General features: G+C 68.4%; 20 protein-coding genes. 10 read left to right on the top strand and 10 right to left on the bottom strand.

All coding sequences use genetic code 11. From position 1 onward, the window contains the following. Positions 1-28: 28 nt before the first annotated feature. From fabG1 to ACQEVO_RS10650, 5 genes are all read right to left on the bottom strand, one after another. A complete protein-coding gene (fabG1, locus tag ACQEVO_RS10670; RefSeq protein WP_432911617.1) occupies positions 29-745 on the bottom strand; it encodes a 3-oxoacyl-ACP reductase FabG1 in 717 nt (238 codons plus the stop codon). Between the two features lie 176 nt (positions 746-921). Beyond that, positions 922-1923 (bottom strand): VWA domain-containing protein, encoded by a 1002-nt coding sequence (locus ACQEVO_RS10665; RefSeq protein WP_432911616.1) that lies wholly within the window; start codon positions 1921-1923, stop codon positions 922-924. Then, positions 1920-2870 carry a DUF58 domain-containing protein gene (locus ACQEVO_RS10660; protein WP_432911614.1) on the bottom strand — a complete coding sequence of 317 codons (951 nt, stop codon included), beginning with the start codon at positions 2868-2870 and terminating at the stop codon, positions 1920-1922. Before ACQEVO_RS10660 ends, ACQEVO_RS10665 begins: the two co-directional genes overlap by 4 nt. 29 nt (positions 2871-2899) lie before the next feature. Next, a complete protein-coding gene (gene moxR1, locus ACQEVO_RS10655; RefSeq protein ID WP_432911611.1) occupies positions 2900-4054 on the bottom strand; it encodes a chaperone MoxR1 in 1155 nt (384 codons plus the stop codon). Positions 4055-4283: 229 nt separating this feature from the next. Beyond that, positions 4284-4862 (bottom strand): Rv1476 family membrane protein, encoded by a 579-nt coding sequence (locus tag ACQEVO_RS10650; RefSeq protein WP_432911608.1) that lies wholly within the window; start codon positions 4860-4862, stop codon positions 4284-4286. 342 nt (positions 4863-5204) lie between these two features. Here ACQEVO_RS10650 and acnA point away from each other — a divergent pair, with 342 nt between their 5' ends. After that, a complete protein-coding gene (gene acnA, locus ACQEVO_RS10645) occupies positions 5205-8009 on the top strand; it encodes an aconitate hydratase AcnA (RefSeq protein ID WP_432911605.1) in 2805 nt (934 codons plus the stop codon). A gap of 294 nt (positions 8010-8303) precedes the next feature. Continuing rightward, positions 8304-8870 (top strand): TetR/AcrR family transcriptional regulator, encoded by a 567-nt coding sequence (locus ACQEVO_RS10640; RefSeq protein WP_068035890.1) that lies wholly within the window; start codon positions 8304-8306, stop codon positions 8868-8870. Between the two features lie 25 nt (positions 8871-8895). On the opposite strand, the gene ACQEVO_RS10635 is transcribed toward ACQEVO_RS10640, so the two are convergent. After that, the gene (locus tag ACQEVO_RS10635; protein WP_432911601.1) at positions 8896-9399 is read right to left on the bottom strand and encodes a MarR family winged helix-turn-helix transcriptional regulator; all 504 of its coding nucleotides are present in this window, start codon (positions 9397-9399) and stop codon (positions 8896-8898) included. A gap of 69 nt (positions 9400-9468) precedes the next feature. Between ACQEVO_RS10635 and ACQEVO_RS10630 the strand changes: the two genes are divergently transcribed. The 4 genes from ACQEVO_RS10630 (at position 9469) to ACQEVO_RS10615 (ending at position 12067) form a co-directional block, all read left to right on the top strand. Then, a complete protein-coding gene (locus ACQEVO_RS10630) occupies positions 9469-9966 on the top strand; it encodes a cupin domain-containing protein (RefSeq protein WP_432911598.1) in 498 nt (165 codons plus the stop codon). Between the two features lie 39 nt (positions 9967-10005). Then, positions 10006-10422: an acyl-CoA thioesterase gene (locus ACQEVO_RS10625; protein WP_432911596.1), complete on the top strand. Its 417-nt coding sequence runs from the start codon at positions 10006-10008 to the stop codon at positions 10420-10422. Between the two features lie 232 nt (positions 10423-10654). Further along, on the top strand, positions 10655-11095 hold the full coding sequence (locus tag ACQEVO_RS10620) for a hypothetical protein (protein WP_432911594.1): 441 nt from the start codon (positions 10655-10657) through the stop codon (positions 11093-11095). Positions 11096-11107: 12 nt separating this feature from the next. After that, entirely contained in the window at positions 11108-12067 is a 960-nt protein-coding gene (locus tag ACQEVO_RS10615) for a hypothetical protein (RefSeq protein ID WP_432911593.1), read from the top strand. Between the two features lie 72 nt (positions 12068-12139). Here ACQEVO_RS10615 and ACQEVO_RS10610 read toward each other — a convergent pair whose 3' ends face one another. Together ACQEVO_RS10610 and ACQEVO_RS10605 are read right to left on the bottom strand one after the other, a co-directional pair. Next, positions 12140-12373: a helix-turn-helix domain-containing protein gene (locus tag ACQEVO_RS10610; protein ID WP_280402216.1), complete on the bottom strand. Its 234-nt coding sequence runs from the start codon at positions 12371-12373 to the stop codon at positions 12140-12142. An 82-nt stretch (positions 12374-12455) separates the two neighbouring features. Next, positions 12456-14087, bottom strand: a complete 1632-nt coding sequence (locus ACQEVO_RS10605; protein WP_432911590.1) for an ABC-F family ATP-binding cassette domain-containing protein — start codon at positions 14085-14087, stop codon at positions 12456-12458. A 177-nt stretch (positions 14088-14264) separates the two neighbouring features. On the opposite strand from ACQEVO_RS10605, the gene ACQEVO_RS10600 reads away from it, so the two are divergent. Next, positions 14265-15029 carry an SDR family oxidoreductase gene (locus ACQEVO_RS10600; RefSeq protein WP_432911588.1) on the top strand — a complete coding sequence of 255 codons (765 nt, stop codon included), beginning with the start codon at positions 14265-14267 and terminating at the stop codon, positions 15027-15029. Positions 15030-15196: 167 nt separating this feature from the next. Here the strand turns inward: ACQEVO_RS10600 and ACQEVO_RS10595 are convergent, their stop codons facing one another. Next, complete coding sequence (locus ACQEVO_RS10595; RefSeq protein WP_432911586.1) at positions 15197-15643, bottom strand: PaaI family thioesterase; 447 nt, start codon at positions 15641-15643, stop codon at positions 15197-15199. A 225-nt stretch (positions 15644-15868) separates the two neighbouring features. After that, positions 15869-16576, bottom strand: coding sequence for a hypothetical protein (locus tag ACQEVO_RS10590; RefSeq protein ID WP_432911584.1), 708 nt, complete (start codon positions 16574-16576; stop codon positions 15869-15871). Between the two features lie 106 nt (positions 16577-16682). Between ACQEVO_RS10590 and ACQEVO_RS10585 the strand changes: the two genes are divergently transcribed. From ACQEVO_RS10585 to ACQEVO_RS10575, 3 genes are read left to right on the top strand one after another with little or no spacing between them, the layout of a single operon-like run. Next, positions 16683-17729: a FecCD family ABC transporter permease gene (locus ACQEVO_RS10585; protein ID WP_432911581.1), complete on the top strand. Its 1047-nt coding sequence runs from the start codon at positions 16683-16685 to the stop codon at positions 17727-17729. Beyond that, positions 17726-18826, top strand: a complete 1101-nt coding sequence (locus tag ACQEVO_RS10580) for a FecCD family ABC transporter permease (protein ID WP_432911579.1) — start codon at positions 17726-17728, stop codon at positions 18824-18826. Before ACQEVO_RS10585 ends, ACQEVO_RS10580 begins: the two co-directional genes overlap by 4 nt. Further along, entirely contained in the window at positions 18823-19674 is an 852-nt protein-coding gene (locus ACQEVO_RS10575; RefSeq protein WP_432911577.1) for an ABC transporter ATP-binding protein, read from the top strand. Before ACQEVO_RS10580 ends, ACQEVO_RS10575 begins: the two co-directional genes overlap by 4 nt. The last annotated feature ends 108 nt before the right edge of the window (positions 19675-19782 follow it).

Here is a 19782-nt window from a genome sequence, read left to right as displayed (position 1 = left end):
AGAGATGTGCTCGGTGAACTGCGGCCGGTCAGTGCCCCATGCCCATACCACCGTCGACCGGGATCACAGCGCCGGAGACGTAGGCCGAATCCTCGGACGCGAGGAAGCTGATCACGGCGGCGACGTCCTCGGGTTTGCCGATGCGCTTCATCGGGATGAACTTCTCGGCCATATCCCGCATCTCCTGCGGCAGGTCTTTGGTCATATCGGTTTCGATGAAGCCTGGAGCGACGACATTGGCGGTAATCGAGCGCCCGCCGAGCTCGCGGGTGATCGAACGGGCCAGGCCGATCACGCCGGCCTTCGAGGAGGCGTAGTTGATCTGCCCGGCCTGACCGGCGAGACCGACGACCGAACCGAGGAAGATCATCCGGCCCCAGCGGGCACGCAGCATGGCCCGGTTGGCCCGTTTGGCACAGCGGAAGGCGCCGGCCAGGTTGGCGTCGACCACCTTGGTGAACTGTTCCTCGCTCATCCGCATGAGCAGCGTGTCGTCGGTGATCCCGGCATTGGCGACCAGCACCTCCACCGGACCCTGCGCGGCCTCGACCTCGGCGAACGCGCGATCGACCGATTCGCTGTCGGTGACATCGCATTTCACCCCGAGCAGACCCTCGGGTGCGCCCGAACCGCGATGGGTGACGGCCACCTTGTGGCCGTCGGCGTGCAGACGCTGCGCCACCGCGAGCCCGATGCCGCGGTTACCGCCGGTCACCAGAACCGAGCGTGCTGTGAAGTTCGACATGGGGACAAACCTACCTGGCGCCCACCCGGCCACTCTCATGGGACGTCCACCGATATTTCCCGCACATCCTTGTGCGTCCCGCACAAACCCGGAGACGACGAACGGGCCGGGTCCGCTGGCGGACCCGGCCCGTACATGTTGCGATCGCCGCGGGCGCTGCCCGGCGGCGCACCCGGTTACGGCAGCCGCTGGCGCAGCAGCAGCGCCACCACGACACCGGCGAGGGTGGCCAGCAATCCCAGCAGCCACCACGGCCGGCTCGCATCACCGCGCGTGATCTCGTAGCCGATCTGCTCCTCGAGCGTGTCGTAGACGCTGGAGAGTTCCTGCAGGCTGGAAGCCGTATAGAACTCTCCGCCGGAGAGTTGCGCGATCTCCTGCATCGCCTCGTCGTCCACCGGGACGTCGACCTGATCGGACCCGCCGTCCTCCCGGGGGATCTCGACGACACCCCATTTGGTGCCGAAGGAGATGGTCGATACCGGGATGTTCTTCGTTTTGGCCAGCCGGGCCGCCACGAACTCGTGGCGCGGATTGTCGAAATCCTCGAAATCCGGCACCGTCTGCTTACCGTCGGACATCAGCACGATCCGGGCCGGTGGCGGTGTCTCCGAACCACCCAGCACCGAGGCCAGGGTTTCGATGGACTGCAGGGCGGTGAAGATGCCCTCACCGGTGGCCGTGCGTTCGGCGAGCTTGATGTTGTCGATCGCGGCCTTCACCGACCCGCGGTCGGTGGTCGGCGAGACGAGCACCGACGCGGTGCCCGCGTAGGTCACCAGTCCCAGGTTGATCCCGGGGGTGAGACCTTCGGCGAAATCCTTGGCCGCCTGCTGAGCCACCTCCAGCCGGCTCGGCGAGACATCGGTGGCCTCCATGGACAGCGATACGTCCATGACGAGTACGACGGTGGCGCGGTTACGCGGAACCTTCTGCTCGGCGGTCGGGCCGGCGGCGCCGATGGTGGAGAACACCATCCCCACGATCACCAGCACGATGGGGATATGGCGCCAGAAGGTCGGGCGGTTCGGCGCCACCTTCTCCAGCTGCTCCATATTGCTGAAACGCAGCATATGGCGATGCTTGCTGCGCTGGACCAGGAGATAGCCCAGCGCCAGCAAAAGGATGACAGCAAGGAATCCGAGCCAGATCGGAGAGGCGAAGTTCGAAATACTCACTGGCGTGGCACCCGCGGGGTCGAGGCGCCGAGGCTGTGGCGCCGGGTGGAGACGAACCGGACCACATCGGCGATCCAGTCCCGGTCGGTCTGCAGGGTCATGACGGGGGCGCCGCAACTGCGCAAGGTCTGCTCGACCTCCTCCCGGTGCCGCTGGGCCGCGGCCGCGTAGTCGGCGCGCAACTGGGGTGTCACGCTGAATTCGCGGGTGCGGCCCGTTTCCGGATCATGCAGGACGACGTCGCCGATATCGGGCAGGGCGATATCGCGCGGATCGAGTACCTCGACGGCCAGCAGATCGTGCCGCGCGGAGATGGCGCGCAACGACCGCTGCCAGGTGATATCGCCGAGGAAATCGCTGATCACGACCGCGAGTCCGCGTTTGCGCTGCGGGCGGCGCAACGATTCGATCGCGCCGTGCAGATCACCGCGCACCCCGTCGCGTGGATGCGGAGTGGTGGCGATACTGCGCAGCAGCGATTGCGCGTGCACCCGGCCGCTGCGCGCCGGAATCCGCACCAGCTGTTCGCCGGTGGCGACCACGGCGCCGACCCGGTTCCCGCCGCCCATCGTCAGATGGGTGATGGCGGCCGCGGCAGCGACCACGAGATCGCGTTTCTGGCAGGCGCCGGTGCCGAAATCCAGGCTGGCGGACAGATCCACCACCATCCAGGTCTCCAGCTCGCGGTCGGCGATCATCTGCCGGACATGCGGATGGGTGGTGCGGGCCGTCACCGACCAATCCATCTGCCGCACATCGTCACCGGGCTGATAGGCGCGCGCCTCACCCGGTTCCGAACCCGGTCCCGGGATGAGACCCAGGTGATCGCCGTGCAGCACGCCGTCGAGCCGGCGGCGCACCGTGAGTTCCAGCGTTTTCAGTGCGGCCGACAGATGCGGATCGGTCAGCTCGCCGGACCGGAAGGAAGGTGGCGCGTGGTCTGCCATGGGCACTCGGGCACGGGGCTCCGGCCGGGTCACTGGGGCTGGTTCGTGCCGGCGGTCTGCGGTACCTGGGGCGCCTGCTGCGGCGGAGCGGGCGGACGGCCGTTGCCGTTCTCGGCGGCCGGCGGCGCACCGGGCGCCACGGCCTGCGGCGCCACCTGCGGCAGGCCGACGGTCTGCAGCACGCGCTGGATCACGTCTTCGGGGCTGATCTCGTCGGCGAGCGCATCGTAGGACAGGACCAGGCGATGCCGGAGCACATCCGGGATCACCTCGATCACGTCCTGCGGCACCACATAGTCGCGGCCGCGAATGAGGGCCACGGCGCGGGCGGCGGCGATGATGCCGAGGCTGGCACGGGGTGAGGCGCCGTAGGACACCCAGCTCGCCACATCGTGCATCCCGAACTCCGCCGGGGTACGCGTGGCCGAGATCACCCGGACCACATAGTCGACCAGCGCGTGGTGCACGAAGGTGCCGGCGGCGATCTTCTGCAAGCGCAGTAGTTCGCCCGGCTCCAGGATCCGGCCCGGCTCCGGCGGGGTCACACCCATCCGGTAGATGATTTCGCGTTCCTCCTCGACGGAGGGATAGTCGACGACCACCTTGAACAGGAAGCGGTCGCGCTGCGCCTCGGGCAGCGGGTACACGCCCTCGCTCTCGATGGGGTTCTGCGTGGCCATCACCAGGAACGGGTCCGGCATGGGGTAGGTCTTGCCACCGATCGACACATGCCGTTCGGCCATCACCTCGAGCAGTGCGGACTGCACCTTCGCGGGGGCGCGGTTGATCTCGTCGGCGAGGACGAAGTTCGCGACGACGGGGCCGAGTTCGGTATCGAACTCTTCCCGGCCCTGGCGGTAGATACGGGTACCGACGAGGTCGGTGGGGACCAGGTCGGGAGTGAACTGGACGCGGGAGAACGACCCGCCCACGACCTTGGCGAAGGTCTCGACCGCCAGCGTCTTGGCGATACCGGGAACACCTTCCAGCAGTACGTGACCGCGGGCCAGCACGCCGACCAGCAGCCGTTCGACCAGCCGGTCCTGCCCGACGATTACCCGCTTGACCTCGTAGATCGCTTTTTCCAGGGTCTGGACGTCACGTTCGAGGGTGCTCGAAGCAGGCGCCGGCGGTTCTTTCGCCAAATCCGCCCCTTTGACACCGTCCGTCGAAGTCACCAACATCCCCGCTTTCGCCTCGGTCCTGTGCGTGCTGTCACAACTATTCCAGGTGATGGCCGCATCCGCCGCAACCGGCTCCACTGTGGCGGCTTTCGCTGTCATCGCCCGTCGTTGTCGACCATACGTACCGATACGGCATGATGCCCGCTACCCGGCCCGGCGAAACCTCGGCAGCCTCGTGCCGCCGAGCCGCTAGCGGAATCTCCCGGCGAACGACGGACGGGAGACCGGTTCAGTGCGCCGCGGGTTCACGGACGCGCTCGCCGGCCGGCGCGTCCGGGGCGGCCGGTTCCGCGTCTCGCCGGGCTTTCACCCAGTACAGGCCACCGATCGCCAGTACGAGCCCGGCCAGCAGCACCAGGGTGATCTCGGTCCAGCCCACCGCCGGCGTCTGCTCGAGGCGGTGCACCAGGATCTGGGCCGCTTCCTCACTGTCGCCGCCTTTGAACTTCGCCTTGTCCTCGGCCCATTCCAGCCGCACCCGGCTGATCGAATCGCTGGTGGTGCCGATCCAGTCGTCACTGAACACCGCGACCGTGCCGTGCCGGAACCCGGCGACATCGGTCGCCAGATCGCGCAACTCCGAATCGTGGCCGGGGTTGCCGTGCATCACCACGATGCTCAGATCGATACCCTTTTCCCGCGCGCCGGCGACGATTGCGGCCAGTTCGCTCTGGTCGTCTCCGTCGGGTGCGGCCACCCCGTTGTCGGCGAGATCGGTGCGGACCTCCTGCATGGTGTCCGCGTCGAATCCGTCCGGCAGTTTGGTGGCTTTCAGGGCGAAGGCCGAGGTGTGGGTGACGGTCATCATCCATCCGGTCTGGTCGAGCCGCATCGGTGGGCGAGGCGACGGTGATCCGATACTGGGCGTGAGGTCCGGGGGTACCCGACGGTACGACCCGGTAACCCGGACCAGCTCGAGAGCAGATTACGTGACGGGCGAAGGGTTGGCGTACACCCGCCACGCCGGAAGGTTGCCGCGCCGGCCGGCCAGGGTCGTGGGGCGCCCCGAAAATTTCACAGGACAAGCGTACTGTTAGGGTTGGGAACCGCGGGGAACCGGCGCCATCCCGGGCCGGCACCTCATGCCAGAGACGTACCGCCGCCGGCACAGCCCCGCCGACGGCGCCCACACCCGACAAGTGGAGCTGACGTGACCAAAAGTATCGATACTTTCGGCGCCAAGGGCAACCTCGAGGTCGGAAGCAACTCCTACGAGATCTTCCGCCTCTCGGCCGTGCCCGGCACCGAGAAACTCCCGTACGCACTGAAGGTCCTCGCCGAGAATCTGCTGCGCACCGAGGACGGCGCGAACATCACCCCCGACCATATCCGCGCACTGGCGAACTGGGATCCCAGCGCCCAGCCCAGTATCGAAATCCAGTTCACCCCGGCGCGCGTGGTGATGCAGGACTTCACCGGCGTGCCCTGCGTGGTCGACCTGGCCACCATGCGCGAGGCCGTCGCCGCTCTCGGCGGCGACCCGGAGAAGGTCAACCCCCTCTCTCCCGCCGAGATGGTGATCGACCACTCGCTGATCCTCGACGTCTTCGGCCGCGCCGACGCCTTCGAGCGCAATGTCGAACTCGAATACGAGCGCAACGGCGAGCGCTACCAGTTCCTGCGCTGGGGCCAGGGTGCGTTCGACGATTTCAAGGTCGTCCCGCCCGGGACCGGCATCGTCCACCAGGTCAACATCGAGTACCTGGCCCGCACGGTCATGGTCCGCAACGGCCAGGCCTACCCGGACACCTGCGTCGGTACCGACTCGCACACCACCATGGTCAACGGCCTGGGCGTGCTGGGCTGGGGCGTCGGCGGGATCGAGGCCGAGGCCGCCATGCTCGGCCAGCCGGTCTCCATGCTGATCCCGCGCGTGGTGGGCTTCAAGCTCACCGGTGAGATCAAGCCCGGTGTCACCGCGACCGATGTGGTGCTCACCGTCACCGATATGCTGCGCAAGCACGGTGTGGTCGGCAAATTCGTCGAGTTCTACGGCCAGGGCGTGGCCGAGGTACCGCTGGCCAACCGCGCCACCCTGGGCAATATGAGCCCCGAATTCGGCTCCACCGCGGCGATCTTCCCGATCGACGAGGAGACCATCAACTACCTGCGCCTGACCGGCCGCACCGACGAGCAGCTCGCGCTCGTCGAGTCCTACGCCAAGGAGCAGGGCATGTGGCACGACCCGGCCGCCGAGCCCACCTACTCCGAGTATCTCGAGCTCGACCTGAGCACCGTGGTGCCCTCCATCGCCGGTCCGAAGCGTCCGCAGGACCGCATCGCGCTGGACGAATCGAAGATCGCGTTCCGCAAGGACATCCACAACTACGTGGAGGATCAGCACCCGACGCCGCATTCCCAGCTGGACGAGGCGGTCGAGGAGTCGTTCCCCGCGTCCGACCCGGCCACGCTGTCCTTCGCCGACGACGGCGCCGTCGATGTGCAGTCCGCGGCCGTCAATTCACAGGGCCGGCCGTCCAAGCCGATCCGGGTCGTCTCCGAAGAGCGCGGCGAGTTCATCCTCGATCACGGTGCGGTCGCGGTCGCGGGTATCACCTCCTGCACCAACACCTCCAACCCGTCGGTCATGATCGGTGCCGCGCTGCTGGCCCGTAACGCGGTGGAGAAGGGCCTGACCAGCAAGCCGTGGGTCAAGACCAATATGGCCCCGGGTTCGCAGGTCGTCACCGACTACTACGAGAAGGCCGGTCTGTGGCCCTATCTGGAGAAGCTCGGCTTCCACCTGGGTGGCTACGGCTGCACCACCTGCATCGGTAACACCGGCCCGCTGCCGGAGGAGATCTCCAAGGCGGTCAACGAAAACGACCTCACCGTCACCGCGGTGCTGTCGGGTAACCGCAACTTCGAGGGTCGTATCTCCCCCGATGTGAAGATGAACTACCTGGCCTCGCCGCCGCTGGTCATCGCCTACGCGCTCGCGGGCACCATGGACTTCGATTTCGAGAACGATCCGCTGGGCAAGGACACGCAGGGCAATCCGGTGTTCCTGCGCGATATCTGGCCCTCGGCCCAGGAAATCGACGACACCATCAAATCGGCGATCAGCCAGGAGATGTTCACCAAGTCCTACGCCGATGTCTTCAAGGGCGACGAGCGGTGGCGCAGCCTGCCCACCCCGGAGGGCAACACCTTCGAGTGGAAGGACGATTCCACCTACGTCCGCAAGGCGCCGTACTTCGACGGTATGGGCCTGGATCCGGAACCCGTCGCCGATATCAAGGGCGCGCGCGTCCTGGCACTGCTGGGTGATTCGGTCACCACCGACCACATCTCCCCCGCCGGTGCCATCAAGCCGGGCACCCCGGCCGCCGATTACCTCGACTCGCACGGTGTCGCGCGCAAGGACTACAACTCGCTGGGCTCGCGGCGCGGTAACCACGAGGTGATGATCCGCGGCACCTTCGCCAACATCCGGCTGCGCAACCAGCTCCTCGACGATGTCTCGGGCGGCTACACCCGCGACTTCACCCAGGAAGGTGCTCCGCAGGCGTTCATCTACGACGCCTCGCAGAACTACCAGAAGGCCGGTATCCCGCTGGTCGTGCTGGGCGGTAAGGAATACGGCTCCGGTTCGTCGCGCGACTGGGCCGCCAAGGGCACCCGCCTGCTCGGCGTGAAAGCCGTGATCGTCGAATCGTTCGAGCGCATCCACCGCTCGAACCTGATCGGCATGGGCGTGATCCCGCTGCAGTTCCCCGAGGGTGAATCGGCCAAATCGCTGGGCCTGACCGGTACCGAGGTCTTCGATATCGCAGGCATCGAGGAGCTCAACTCGGGCACCACCCCGGCCACGGTCCACGTCACGGCGACCAAGGACGACGGGTCGAAGGTGGAGTTCGACGCGGTGGTCCGGATCGACACCCCCGGTGAGGCGGACTACTACCGCAACGGCGGCATCCTGCAGTACGTGCTGCGGAATATGATCCGGGGCTGAGCGAACACACCGCGGATCCGGGCGTTGCCGTTCGCGCGCCGGACTTCGGGACCGAGGGCCGTGTGCCCGGTTCCGGGGTTCGGCGCCCGGCGGCCGGCCTGGGTGAAAGCCGCCGCGGCGCACGGGTCCGGGGTGGTGCGAGCCGTCCTGTCCCCGGTGCGCCGATCGCCCGTACGAGAGCACCGAGCAGACAACGGGTTCCCCCGCCCCGGTCGCGGCCGCGGCGGGGTTGCGCGTATCTGTGACCACCGCCTGCGTTTCGTGTCCACCCCACCCCGCTGTGGAGGAGAGTTCATGCCCAAGGTCAGCGACGATCATCTGGCCGCCCGGCGCACACAGATACTCGACGGCGCGCGCCGCTGTTTCGCCGAGTTCGGGTACGACGGCGCCACCGTGCGCCGCCTGGAGGACGCCATCGGCCTGTCCCGGGGCGCGATCTTCCATCACTTCCGTGACAAGGACGCGCTCTTCCTCGCCCTCGCCCAGGAGGATGCCGAGCGGATGGCGGAGGTCGCGGCCAATCAGGGCATCGTGCAGGTCATGCGGGATATGCTCGCCGACCCGCAGGAGTACAACTGGCTCGGCACCCGGCTCGAGATCGCCCGGCGGCTGCGCACCGATCCGGAGTTCCGCGCGGGCTGGACCCAGCGCTCGGCCGAACTCACCGCGGCGACACTGGCCCGCCTCGAACGGCGCAAGGCCGCGGGCGCGCTGCGCGACGATGTGCCCACCGATGTGCTGCTGGGCTATCTCGACCTGGTACTGGACGGTCTGATCGCCCGGATCGCGTCCGGGCACACCAACGAAAACCTCACCGCGGTACTGGATCTGGTGGAGGCCTCGGTTCGCCGTCGCCCGTGACCGGGTGCGGCGGCACCACGGCCACTCACGGCGATTCCAGCGCATCGAGCAGTTTTGCGGTGAGCCGGTCCAGTTCCCGCCGTTCGGGTTCGGTGAGTGCGGCGAGCATCCGGCTCTCGTTCTCGGTGTGCGCGGTGACCACGGTGTCGACCAGTTCCCGGCCGGCCGCCGTCAACCCGACCCGGACCGCCCGGCGATCGGTCGCGTCGGCCGTCCGGCGTACGTAGCCCACCGATTCCAGCCGATCGAGCCGCCCGGTCATCCCCGCACGCGAGAGCATGAGTGTGTCGGCGAGCGTGGACGGGTTCAGTTCGAACGGCGCTCCGGCGCGGCGCAGTGCCGCCAGAACATCGAATTCCCCGCTGCGCAGACCGTGCGCGATGAACACCGCGTCGATCCGGCGCCGGGCGACCACGGCCAGCCGCCCGAGCCTGCCGAAGACGACCATCGCGGCCAGGTCCAGATCGGGACGCTCGCGCCGCCACTGTTCTTCGATGGCGGCGATCGGATCCATGGCGGGTTCATTCATGGACAACAGTCTATTCGCTGGCATATAGTTCGTAAGCGAACTATATGCCAGCGAATCAAAGGATGAGACATGACCACCACACCCCACCCCGTCGCGATCCGGCACCCCGGCGACGCGGAAACGCTGCACACCGAATCGGCCACCGTGCGGCTGCTCATCGACGCCGACGAGGCACACGGCGCCCTCAGCACCCTCGAGGTGACCCTCGCCCCCGGCGCCGACGGCGCGACCCCGCATTTCCACACCCGCTCCGACGAACTGTTCTACGTCGCCGACGGCGAACTGCAACTGCTCGCGGGCGAGAAGATCACCACCGTCGGCGCCGGCGGCGCGGTCGTGGTACCGCGCCGGACCGTGCACGCTTTCGGCGCCGCGCCCGGCACCGGCGCCCGGGTCCTCATCGCGCTCACCCCGGGCGTGACGCGTTTCGAGTATTTCCGCCTGCTCGAGCGGATCGCCCGGGGCGAAGCCACCCTCGCCGAACTCGCGGCAAGCCAGGAGGAGTTCGACAACCATTTCACCGACGCACCGCTGTGGTGGCGGGAGCGCGAAGCCCAGCGGCACTGAACCGGGAACAACGACCTCCGCCGGCGGGTTCGCACCGGCATGACCTTCTCCGTCCCGCTGACCGTGCGCAGTTACGAACTCGACGCCCTGGGCCATGTGAATCAGGCCGTGTACCACCAGTACGCCGAGCATGCCCGCTCGGAATTCCTGCTGGCCGCCGGTCTGCGTCCGGATAAGATGCTCGCCGCACGGGTAGGCACGGTGGTGCTGGAGACCACCATCAAGTACCGGCGGGAACTGCGTGGCGGCGACCGGATCACCGTCTCGTGCGGGATGGCCTGGGGGACGGGCAAAACGTTCCGGATCCAGCAGGAGATCGTCCGTGCCGACGGCACCCTCTCGGCCGAGATCGCGGTGATCGGCGGCCTGCTCGACCTCGACGCCCGGCGGCTGCTCGACGACCCGGCCGGCCGGTTACGCGGACTGGCGACCGAGCCCGGCCTGCTCGGCGGGTGAATTCCGCCGCCGCGGCCGGCAACCCGCCGGTCAGCGCCCGGCAAATATTGTTCGCTCCGGACCCGGTCACTCGCATTCCGGAAAACTTCCGCCCCACGAATTTCTACGGAAACAAGATCAGCTTCCGAACGGGTGGAATCCGGCGATATCGGCTGCCCCTTCCGGTGGGCGGCGTTATGATCCGGACGCGCTCGGGTCGTGGCACACTGCGAGCTAGATCGGAGAAAATCAGATGACCGATGCCCTCCATCCCGTCGGCACAACGCAATCCGGGGCTGTCGCCACCCTCACGGGTGTTGTCGTCAGCGAATCCGACTGCGCCATCCGGGTTCGGGTTGCGGACGGGACATGGACCTTTCAGCGCCGGGATGTGCTCGCCATCCGGCCACACAGCGACAAAGAGTCCGCGAACTCGGTTCTGGTCGACATCAGGCCGGGCACCACGGCCGATTTCACCCGCAGAATGCGGATCGACGTGGGGGAACGGCCGCTGACCCTGGCAGCGCCCGCGTCGCCGGCCTTCGGTGAGGCGCAGCTACACCGGCTCACCGAATCCTGGGCAGCGCGACTACACCTCACCGAACTCCCGGCACACGCCGCCGCATTCACCTGGGCGCAGACCAGGTCACGCGGCGACAGCGACGAGGCGATCCACAGCGACAGCCTCGATTGAGCGGCCCGCTCGATGACCACCGGTCCGGAGAGGGTTCTCATCGTCTCCGAAACCGAGGATCTGCACGCCGCGGCCCTGCAGGCCGTGCTGCGAGATCGGTACGCCGTCAACCCACTCCGGCTCGACCTGCGCGATTTCCCCGGTGAGCCGGGAAGTTTCCGGCTCGGCGAGTCCGGGACCCAGCGGGAGCTGGCCGGCCTGACCGGGCTCGACGAGGTACGGGCCGTGTGGTGGCGGCGGCCACATCCGAGCCGGGTACCGGCCGGTACTCGCGCCGACGACGACGCCTACCGGCAGGCCGAATGCGACGCATTCATGGAGGGGTTGCTGTGGTCGCTCCCGGCCCGGTGGGTCAACGATCCCGGGCGCGACCGGCTCGCCCACCGCAAGATCGTGCAATTGGACGCGGCCCGCCGGGCGGGCTGCGCGGTACCGGATACGCTGGTCACCAACGATCCCGGCCGGGCCCGGGAATTCATCGAATACTGCGCCGGCCCGGTGATTTTCAAGCGCACCGGTACCTCGCGCGCGGAGTTCGCCGAAACACGGCTGGTCGAGCCCACCGATCTGGACCGGCTCGGCGCGATCCGCTGGGCGCCGACCATCTTCCAGCGCTATATCGACCCGGAATGTGATCTGCGGGTGGTGTGGGTGGGCGGCCGGGAGTGGGTGGTCCGGATCGATTCCCGCTCGGGCGCGGGGCAGGTCGATTCCCGCCTCGACGTCTCTGTGGACTTCTCGCCCAACCGGCTCCCACCGCCGGTCAGCGCCGCGCTCGCGACCCTGATGGATGCGTTGGGTCTGGTTTTCGGCGTGCTGGATCTACGAATCGGTCTCGACGGCGAGCACTATTTCCTCGAGGTCAACCCTCAGGGTCAGTTCGCCTACCTGGAGATCAAGACCGGGTTACCGATCTTCGCGAGCCTGGCCGGTCTGCTGGTCCACGGCGACGGCTCCGTGTCCGGGTGGTGACCGGACCGCACGGGCACACCACAGGCCGCGCCGCCGGTCGACCCGGCGGCGGTGCCTGCGAATACGGTGCCGCTAGCGGGATTTGCGGCGGTTCGCTCCACCACGGCTGCGGAGTTGCACATGCGACTCCGTCAGCACATTGTGGATGAAACCGTAGGAACGCCCGGTCGCACGTGCCAGCGACCTGATACTCGCTCCTGCTTCGTATTGCTTCTTCAATTGGGACTGCAGGCGGTCGCGTGACTTTCCCGTGACGCGGGTGCCCTTACCCAATGTGCTCTTGCTCTGTACCGGCCTGTCGCCCATGGCTTCCTCCGAGTCGCCGAGCAGCGTCACTCTCAGGCTAAGCACTCAGCGAGCATCCGGCAATGAGTTCTTGTGATGAAAATCACGCGAGCTGAATCAATTCCAGGTACTCGGCCGACCAATGGTCCTCGGTGCCGTCCGGGAGCAGGATCACCCGCTCCGGATTCAGCGCTTCGGCGGCGCCGGGATCGTGGGTGACCAGGACGACCGCACCCGCATAGGTGCGCAAGGCGTCGAGGACCTGTTCCCGGGAGATGGGATCGAGGTTGTTGGTCGGTTCGTCCAGCAGCAGCACGTTGGCGGCCGAGGAGACCAGGCCCGCGAGAGCCAGCCGGGTCTTCTCACCGCCGGACAGTGTCCCGGCGGGCTGATCGAGTTGCGGGCCGGTGAACATGAACGCGCCGAGCAGGCCGCGCAGGTCCTGCTCCCCCGCGTCCGGCGCCGCGTGCCGGATGTTCTCCCAGACGGTCGCCGAATCGTCGAGGGTGTCGTGTTCCTGCGCGAAATAGCCGACTTTCAGCCCGTGACCGGGCACCAGTGCGCCGGCGGTCGGTTCCTCCGCGCCGGCGAGCAACCGCAGCAGGGTGGTCTTACCCGCGCCGTTGAGGCCCAGCACCACCACCCGGCTGCCGCGGTCGATCGCCAGATCCACTCCGGTGAAGATCTCCAGCGAGCCGTAGACCTTGGTGAGGTTCTCCGCCATCAACGGGGTCTTACCGCAGGCGGCCGGTTCGGGGAATTTGATCCGCGCGACCTTGTCGGCCACCCGCACCTCGTCCAGTTCCGCCATCAGCCGGTCGGCGCGTTTGGCCATATTCTGGGCGGCAACCGCTTTCGTGGCCTTCGCGCCGAGTTTGGCGGCCTGCGCCCGCAGCGCCGACGCCTTCTTCTCCGCGTTCGCGCGTTCCCGACGGCGGCGCTGTTCGTCGGTGGCCCGGGCATCGAGGTATTTCGTCCAGCCCATGTTGTAGATGTCGGCCTCACCGCGGACCGCGTCGAGGAACCAGACCTTGTTGACGACATCGGCGAGTAGATCGACATCGTGACTGATGACGATGAGGCCGCCGTCGTGGTTCTGCAGGAACCCGCGCAGCCAGGTGATCGAATCCGCGTCGAGGTGGTTGGTCGGCTCGTCGAGCAGCAGTGTGGTGTCGGAGCGGCCACCGCTGCCGTCGGAGGCCGCGAACAGGATGCGCGCCAGTTCGATTCGACGGCGCTGACCGCCGGAAAGAGTGCGCAGCGATTGATCCAGTACCCGGTCGGGCAGGCCCAGGCTGTGGCAGATCCGCGCGGCCTCGCTTTCGGCTACGTAGCCGCCCAGCGCCGAGAACCGGTCCTCGAGCCGGCCGTATTTACGAACCGCCCGTTCGCGTTCGGTTTCGTCGGCCAGTTCGGCCATCAGCGCCTGCTGTTTCTCCATATCCCGGATCAACGCATCCAGCCCGCGGGCGGACAGCACACGATCACGGGCGAGCACATCCAGATTGCCCTCGCGGGGATCCTGCGGCAGATAGCCGATATCGCTGGACCGGGTGATACTGCCCGCGTACGGCTCACCCTCGCCGGCCAGGATGCGCAAGGTGGTGGTCTTCCCGGCGCCGTTGCGGCCGACCAGGCCGATCCGGTCACCGGCCTGCACCCGCAGCGCCGGGCCCGGCGCGGTCAGCAGGGTACGGACGCCGGCCCGGACCTCGAGGTCGGTCGCGGTGATCACAGATATCTCCTCGGAAACGGGTTCGCAGGGTATGGTCCGGCGGGTTCGGCAGCGGGCATCTCCACCCATGATCGGCCGGGTCCGGACACGGAACCACCGATTTTACCCGGACCGCGCGGCTACCCACCCGCGGCGGCCGACCGGGGGGCCGCACCGGGCACGGTAACGTGCCCGGTTATGAGCACCGATCTGTTGGGTAAGAGCGCGCTGGTCTCCGGGGCCAGCCGGGGTATCGGCTACGCGGTGGCCGCCGAGCTGCTGAGCCGGGGCGCGAATGTGCTGATCACCGCGCGCAAACCCGAACCGCTGGACAAGGCGGCCGCCGAGCTGCGCGGATTGGGGCATCAGGGCGAGGTTGTCACGCTGGCCGGTAACTCCGGCGACGCCGAGGCGCGGGCGGCCGCGGTCCAGCGGGCCGTCACCGAATTCGGGTCGCTGGACATCCTGATCAACAACACCGGGATCAACCCGGTGTACGGCGCGCTGATGGAAGCCGATCTGGACGCGGTCCGCAAGATCTTCGATGTGAACGTCGTCGCCGCGCTCGGCTACATCCAGGAGGCGTACAAGGCGTGGATGGGTGAGCACGGCGGCGCGGTGGTGAACGTGGCCAGCGTCGCGGGCCTGCGATCCACCGGGGTGATCGCGGCCTACGGCGCCTCCAAGGCCGCCCTGATCCGGCTCACCGACGAACTCGCCTGGCAGCTCGGCCCGAAGATCCGGGTCAACGCGGTCGCGCCGGGCGTGGTGAAGACGAGTTTCGCCGATGCGCTGTACTCGGCCGACGAGGAAGCGGCCGCCGCGGCCTATCCGATGAAGCGGCTGGGCTCGCCGGAGGATGTGGCGCGGCTGATCGCGTTCCTGGCCTCGGACCAGGCGCAGTGGATCACCGGTGAAACGATCCGCGTCGACGGGGGCCTGCTCTCCACCGGCGGTATCTGAGATCGAGCCCGGCGGGCCGCGACCGTACACACGCACCGTCGCGGCCCGCTGTCGTTTCGCCCGCGCATCGCCGCGGCGGGACCGCCGCCACGGCCTGACCCGGGCCTGCAGTCCCGGGTCAGGCCGCCGATCGGGCCGTGGCACGGTCCGATCGGCGGCCGCGCAGGTCAGGACCGGTGCGGTAGGTTCTGCAAGCGCACCTGCCCGCGCGCGACCAGCCGCCCGTCCTCGTCGGTCACCACGACCTGCCACAACTGCTGCATGCCGCCGCGGTGGATCGGCGTCGCCTCGGCGGTGAGTTTGCCCTGGCGCACCGCGCGCAGGAAGTCGGTGGAGTTGTTGACCCCCACCACGACCCCCCGATCGCCGTACCAGGCGGCGCCGCCGGTGCTGGCGAGGGTTTCCACGACGGTGCAGAGCACTCCCCCGTTCTGAATTCCGGCCGGCTGATGATGCCGCGGGGTAACGACCCATTCGCCGCATACCCGGTCCGGTCCCAGTTCGGTCACCCGCAGGCCCAGCAGGTCGGCGAAGGTGCCCTTGTTGAGCTCGTTCATTTCTTCGGGGCCGATCTCGGCGAACGACTGCGGGAGCCGGGTTTGCTGTTCCGTCATATCCCAACAATCGCACGAGCGCCGGAAGCGGGACGGAAGAGGTCGGGCGGGAAGCCGAGGCCGGATGCGCCGTGCGATACCGCCCGGCGGGGAACTCACCGAAAGAAAGCGGCGGGCTCCACCGGAGTGGAGCCCGCCGCACGCATGGGATCGGGGGTCACCGCAGCCCTCGGGACGCTCGCGCGATCCTTATGCCGCTTACGAGTATAGGTCAGGCTTACCTAACTAGGCAACACGTTGGGCCCGCCGGATCGCCAGTCCGCGGTCCTCCAATGCCATGAGCAGCCCCTGCCCGCGCCGGGCGCCGGCCACCGGGTCGGCACCGGCCAGATCGGGCACGTAGGTCGTCGCACCGGAAACAGATTCGGCGACCAACGTCCAGAATCGCCGTGGACTCAACCCGGCACACCGGGCGAGCGCGCCCTGCACCAGCAGCAGCGACGGTTCGCAGCGGTAGGCGAGCCAGACCCACATGGCACGCTCACACGGCAGGGTGACCACCCCGGGCGTTCCGGCCAGCGGATCGCCGTCCACCACGCGAATCGTCGTATCCGCCAGACCCGCCCAGTCGATACCCCCGTCGTTGTCGGTATGGATCCACACATTCTCCAGCCCCGGATCCCAGGCGCGGCCGTCGGCGACCCACAACGCCGCGACTCGGCCGACCACGGCGTGGATGAGGGCGGTGGCCACCACCTCGGCAGCCGCGGTCGCGCTGATCATTTCCGCGGCGTGCCGCCGGTACATCAACTCGATGCGACCCTCGCGCAGACCGGTGGACAGCGCCCACCAGCGCCGCTTACCCTGATCCGCCATGGCCGCGGCGGCATAGACACGCGGATGTTCCGGCTGCAACGCACGCAACCGGGAACACGCCGAACCGAACGCCGCCTCGTAGGGACGGGGGATGCGCACAGTGGCCAGTTCGGACATTCGAACCTCCTCGAGATCGGCGTCGCAGCAACGACTTGATCGAAAGATAGGTTAGCCTTACCAGACCTAGCAAGTGTTTCGCGCGAACAAGGGAGCAACCGCGCCTGTGACTCTCGTCGTCCCCCCGCGTCGCCGGCGCCTGCTCGGACTCGGATTGCTCGCCGTCGCGCTGGTACTCCTGGTGATCCCGGGCGTCGCGATCGGCAGCCGGACGCTGCCGCCCGATATCGTCGGCGACGCCCTCACGCACGCGCTGTCCTGCCCGGACGGCCCGTTCACCTGCGCGTCGCTCACCTCCGACGAGGAGATCGTGCGCGAAATGCGTATCCCCCGTACCGCTCTGGCGCTGGTCACCGGGCTCGCGCTCGGACTGGCCGGCGCCCTCGTCCAGGGCTACACCCGCAATCCGCTCGCCGACGCGGGGCTGCTCGGTCTCACCGCGGGTGCGTCCTTCGCCACCGCGCTGGGTATCTACCTGTTCGCACTGTCCGGCCCGCAGCAGTACATCTGGTTCGCCTTCGCGGGAACACTGCTCGCCGGACTCGCCGTCTTCGGCGCGACCCGGATCGGCGGCGCGGGAACGGGTCCGCTCGGCCTGATCCTGGCCGGCGCGGCCTTGACCGCGTTCCTGCAGGCCCTCACCAACGCACTCGTCACACTCGACGCGTACGCCCTGGACACGTATCGGTTCTGGGTGGTCGGTGAAGTCGCCGGGCGGGACGCCGCCGTGTTCTGGCAGGTGCTGCCCTTCCTCGCCGCCGGAACCGTCCTGGCGTTGAGCGCCGCCCCGGGATTGAATCTCCTCGGACTCGGCGACGACATCGCCCGCGGGCTGGGCGTACACCTCGGCCGCAGCCGTGCACTCGGTCTCGCGGCGGTCGTATTGCTGGTCGGCGCCGCGACGGCCGCGGTGGGCCCGATCGCGTTCCTGGGTCTGCTGGCGCCGCACCTGGCGCGCCTGTGCACCGGACCCGACCAGCGATGGTTACTCCCGTACGCGGCCCTGTTCGGCGCGGCGGTTCTGCTGCTCGCCGATATCGCCGGTCGGGTGGTGGCGCAGCCGGGCGAACTACCGGCCGGGGTGATGCTGGCGTTCCTCGGGGCGCCCGTGTTCGTGCTGCTGGTCCGCCGCCGCAAGCTGGTGGCGGCGTGACCGTCACACAGCCCGGACCGCCGGTTCCCACCGCAGCTCTTCCGAAAGCCGTACGCGTCGGGCCGGTTTCGCTCGTCTGGCGGCCGACGGTCGTGCTCGCCGCGGCCGTCCTGGCGGTCGCCGCGGTTGCGCTGTTCTGCGTGGATATCGCCGTCGGGAGCACCACCCTTCCGCTGGGCCGGGTCGTCGATGTGCTGGCCGGCGGGGGTTCGCGTGCGCAGCGCTACATCGTGCTGGAATCCCGGCTGCCACGCGCCGCGACAGGAGTCGTGGTGGGAATGGCGCTCGGTCTGGCCGGGGCGCTCACCCAATCCGTCCTGCACAACCCGCTGGCCGCACCGGATGTGCTCGGCATCGGCAGCGGCGCGGGTCTCGGCGCGGTGACAGTTCTGGCCGGTAGCGGCGCGAGTACCGGTTTCGCCGTCTCGATCGGCGCGCCGATCGCAGCGGTCCTCGGCGGGCTCGGAACGGCGGCGGTGATCTATGTGCTGGCATGGGGCCGCCACCCCGGCGCCGGTGCGGGGGCAACCGGGATACGCCTGGTGCTCCTGGGGGTCGGCGTGAATTCCCTGCTGCTGGCGGGAATCAATTGGCAACTGGCCCGCGCCGAACTCACCGATATCACCCGTACCCAGCGCTGGCTGATCGGTTCCCTCGACGAGGCCACCCGCGCCACCCTCGTCCCCGCCGCGGTCGCACTGGCGGTTGTCGTGCTCGTGGCGGTGTGCTCGGCCCACACCCTGGCCACGTTACGGCTCGATACCGACACCACCCGGATGCTCGGTGTACGACTGCGGTCCCAGCAGGCACTGTTGATCGGCGCCGCGGTGGTGGCGGTATCGGTCGCCACGGCCGCGGTCGGGCCGATCGAGTTCGTCGGGCTCATCGCGCCGCAGGTGGCCCGGCGGATGCTGCGCACCGCGGGGGAACCACTCATCGGGTCGGCGCTGGCCGGGGCCGTCGTCGTACTGGGCGCCGATATCCTCGCCCGCGTGCTGCTGCCGGTGGACCTGCCGGTCGGCATCGTGACCGCTGCGCTGGGCGGGCCGTTCCTGCTCGTCCTGCTCGTGTTCATCACCCGGAAGGCCACGCTGTGACCGCACAACCCGTAGAAACCCCCGGTCACCGGCTCGCCGCACAGGGTCTCACGCTCGGATACGGCGACCGGATCGTCGTGGCGGATCTCGATCTGGCGATCGAACCGGGGCTGGTGACCACGGTCATCGGACCCAACGGCTGCGGCAAATCCACGATGTTGCGCGCGCTGGCCCGGCTGCTGCGACCACGCACCGGCCAGGTGCTGCTGGACGGTAAGGCGATCGCCACGTCGAAAACCAGGGAAGTCGCGCGGATCGTGGGCATGCTGCCGCAGACACCGGTCGCGCCGGAAGGCCTGACGGTGGCCGATCTGGTCGCCCGCGGGCGGCACCCGCATCAATCCTGGTTGCGGCAGTGGTCGTCCGGTGACGAGTCCGAGGTCCGCGCGGCGCTGGACCGCACCGGTATCGCCGACCTGGCCGACCGCCCGCTCGACGAATTGTCCGGCGGGCAGCGACAACGCGCCTGGATCTCCATGGCCCTCGCCCAGGGGACCGATATCCTGCTGCTCGACGAACCGACCACCTACCTCGATCTGGCCCACGCGCTGGAGGTCCTGGACCTGGTGGACCGGTTACACGCCGATCTGGGCCGCACGGTCGTGATGGTGCTGCACGACCTGAATCTGGCGATCCGCTACAGCGACCGCCTGGTGGTGCTGCGCGACGGTACGGTGTTCGCCCACGGCACACCGGCCGAGATCATCACCGCGGACCTGCTCGACGAGGTGTTCGGCCTGCGTGCGCAGGTGCTCGTCGATCCGGTCTCGGAGCGGCCGATGATCGTTCCGATCGGCACCCGGCATGTCCGCGGAACGGTGGGCGGCCCGCCGGAAATCTTGCGCTGACCACGGGCGAACCCGCTCGCCGCCGCACCGCCGGCACGGGCGAACTGTGAGCTATGACCAATCCCACGCGGTTACGACACCCTGTAGTACGCCCAAGTGTCGTTGTAG

This window comes from Nocardia sp. CA-290969, assembly GCF_050936135.1.
Classification (GTDB): Bacteria; Actinomycetota; Actinomycetes; order Mycobacteriales; family Mycobacteriaceae; genus Nocardia.
Note: the sequence above shows the minus strand (reverse complement) of the source record. Positions and strands in the feature narration are given on the sequence as shown.

Coding starts and splice junctions, on each gene's coding strand:
- fabG1 (WP_432911617.1), bottom strand. CDS start 745: ATGTCGAACTTCACAGCACGCTCGGTTCTGGTGACCGGCGGTAACCGC.
- ACQEVO_RS10660 (WP_432911614.1), bottom strand. CDS start 2,870: ATGGCAGACCACGCGCCACCTTCCTTCCGGTCCGGCGAGCTGACCGAT.
- moxR1 (WP_432911611.1), bottom strand. CDS start 4,054: ATGTTGGTGACTTCGACGGACGGTGTCAAAGGGGCGGATTTGGCGAAA.
- ACQEVO_RS10650 (WP_432911608.1), bottom strand. CDS start 4,862: ATGATGACCGTCACCCACACCTCGGCCTTCGCCCTGAAAGCCACCAAA.
- ACQEVO_RS10640 (WP_068035890.1), top strand. CDS start 8,304: ATGCCCAAGGTCAGCGACGATCATCTGGCCGCCCGGCGCACACAGATA.
- ACQEVO_RS10635 (WP_432911601.1), bottom strand. CDS start 9,399: ATGAATGAACCCGCCATGGATCCGATCGCCGCCATCGAAGAACAGTGG.
- ACQEVO_RS10630 (WP_432911598.1), top strand. CDS start 9,469: ATGACCACCACACCCCACCCCGTCGCGATCCGGCACCCCGGCGACGCG.
- ACQEVO_RS10625 (WP_432911596.1), top strand. CDS start 10,006: ATGACCTTCTCCGTCCCGCTGACCGTGCGCAGTTACGAACTCGACGCC.
- ACQEVO_RS10620 (WP_432911594.1), top strand. CDS start 10,655: ATGACCGATGCCCTCCATCCCGTCGGCACAACGCAATCCGGGGCTGTC.
- ACQEVO_RS10615 (WP_432911593.1), top strand. CDS start 11,108: ATGACCACCGGTCCGGAGAGGGTTCTCATCGTCTCCGAAACCGAGGAT.
- ACQEVO_RS10610 (WP_280402216.1), bottom strand. CDS start 12,373: ATGGGCGACAGGCCGGTACAGAGCAAGAGCACATTGGGTAAGGGCACC.
- ACQEVO_RS10600 (WP_432911588.1), top strand. CDS start 14,265: ATGAGCACCGATCTGTTGGGTAAGAGCGCGCTGGTCTCCGGGGCCAGC.
- ACQEVO_RS10595 (WP_432911586.1), bottom strand. CDS start 15,643: ATGACGGAACAGCAAACCCGGCTCCCGCAGTCGTTCGCCGAGATCGGC.
- ACQEVO_RS10590 (WP_432911584.1), bottom strand. CDS start 16,576: ATGTCCGAACTGGCCACTGTGCGCATCCCCCGTCCCTACGAGGCGGCG.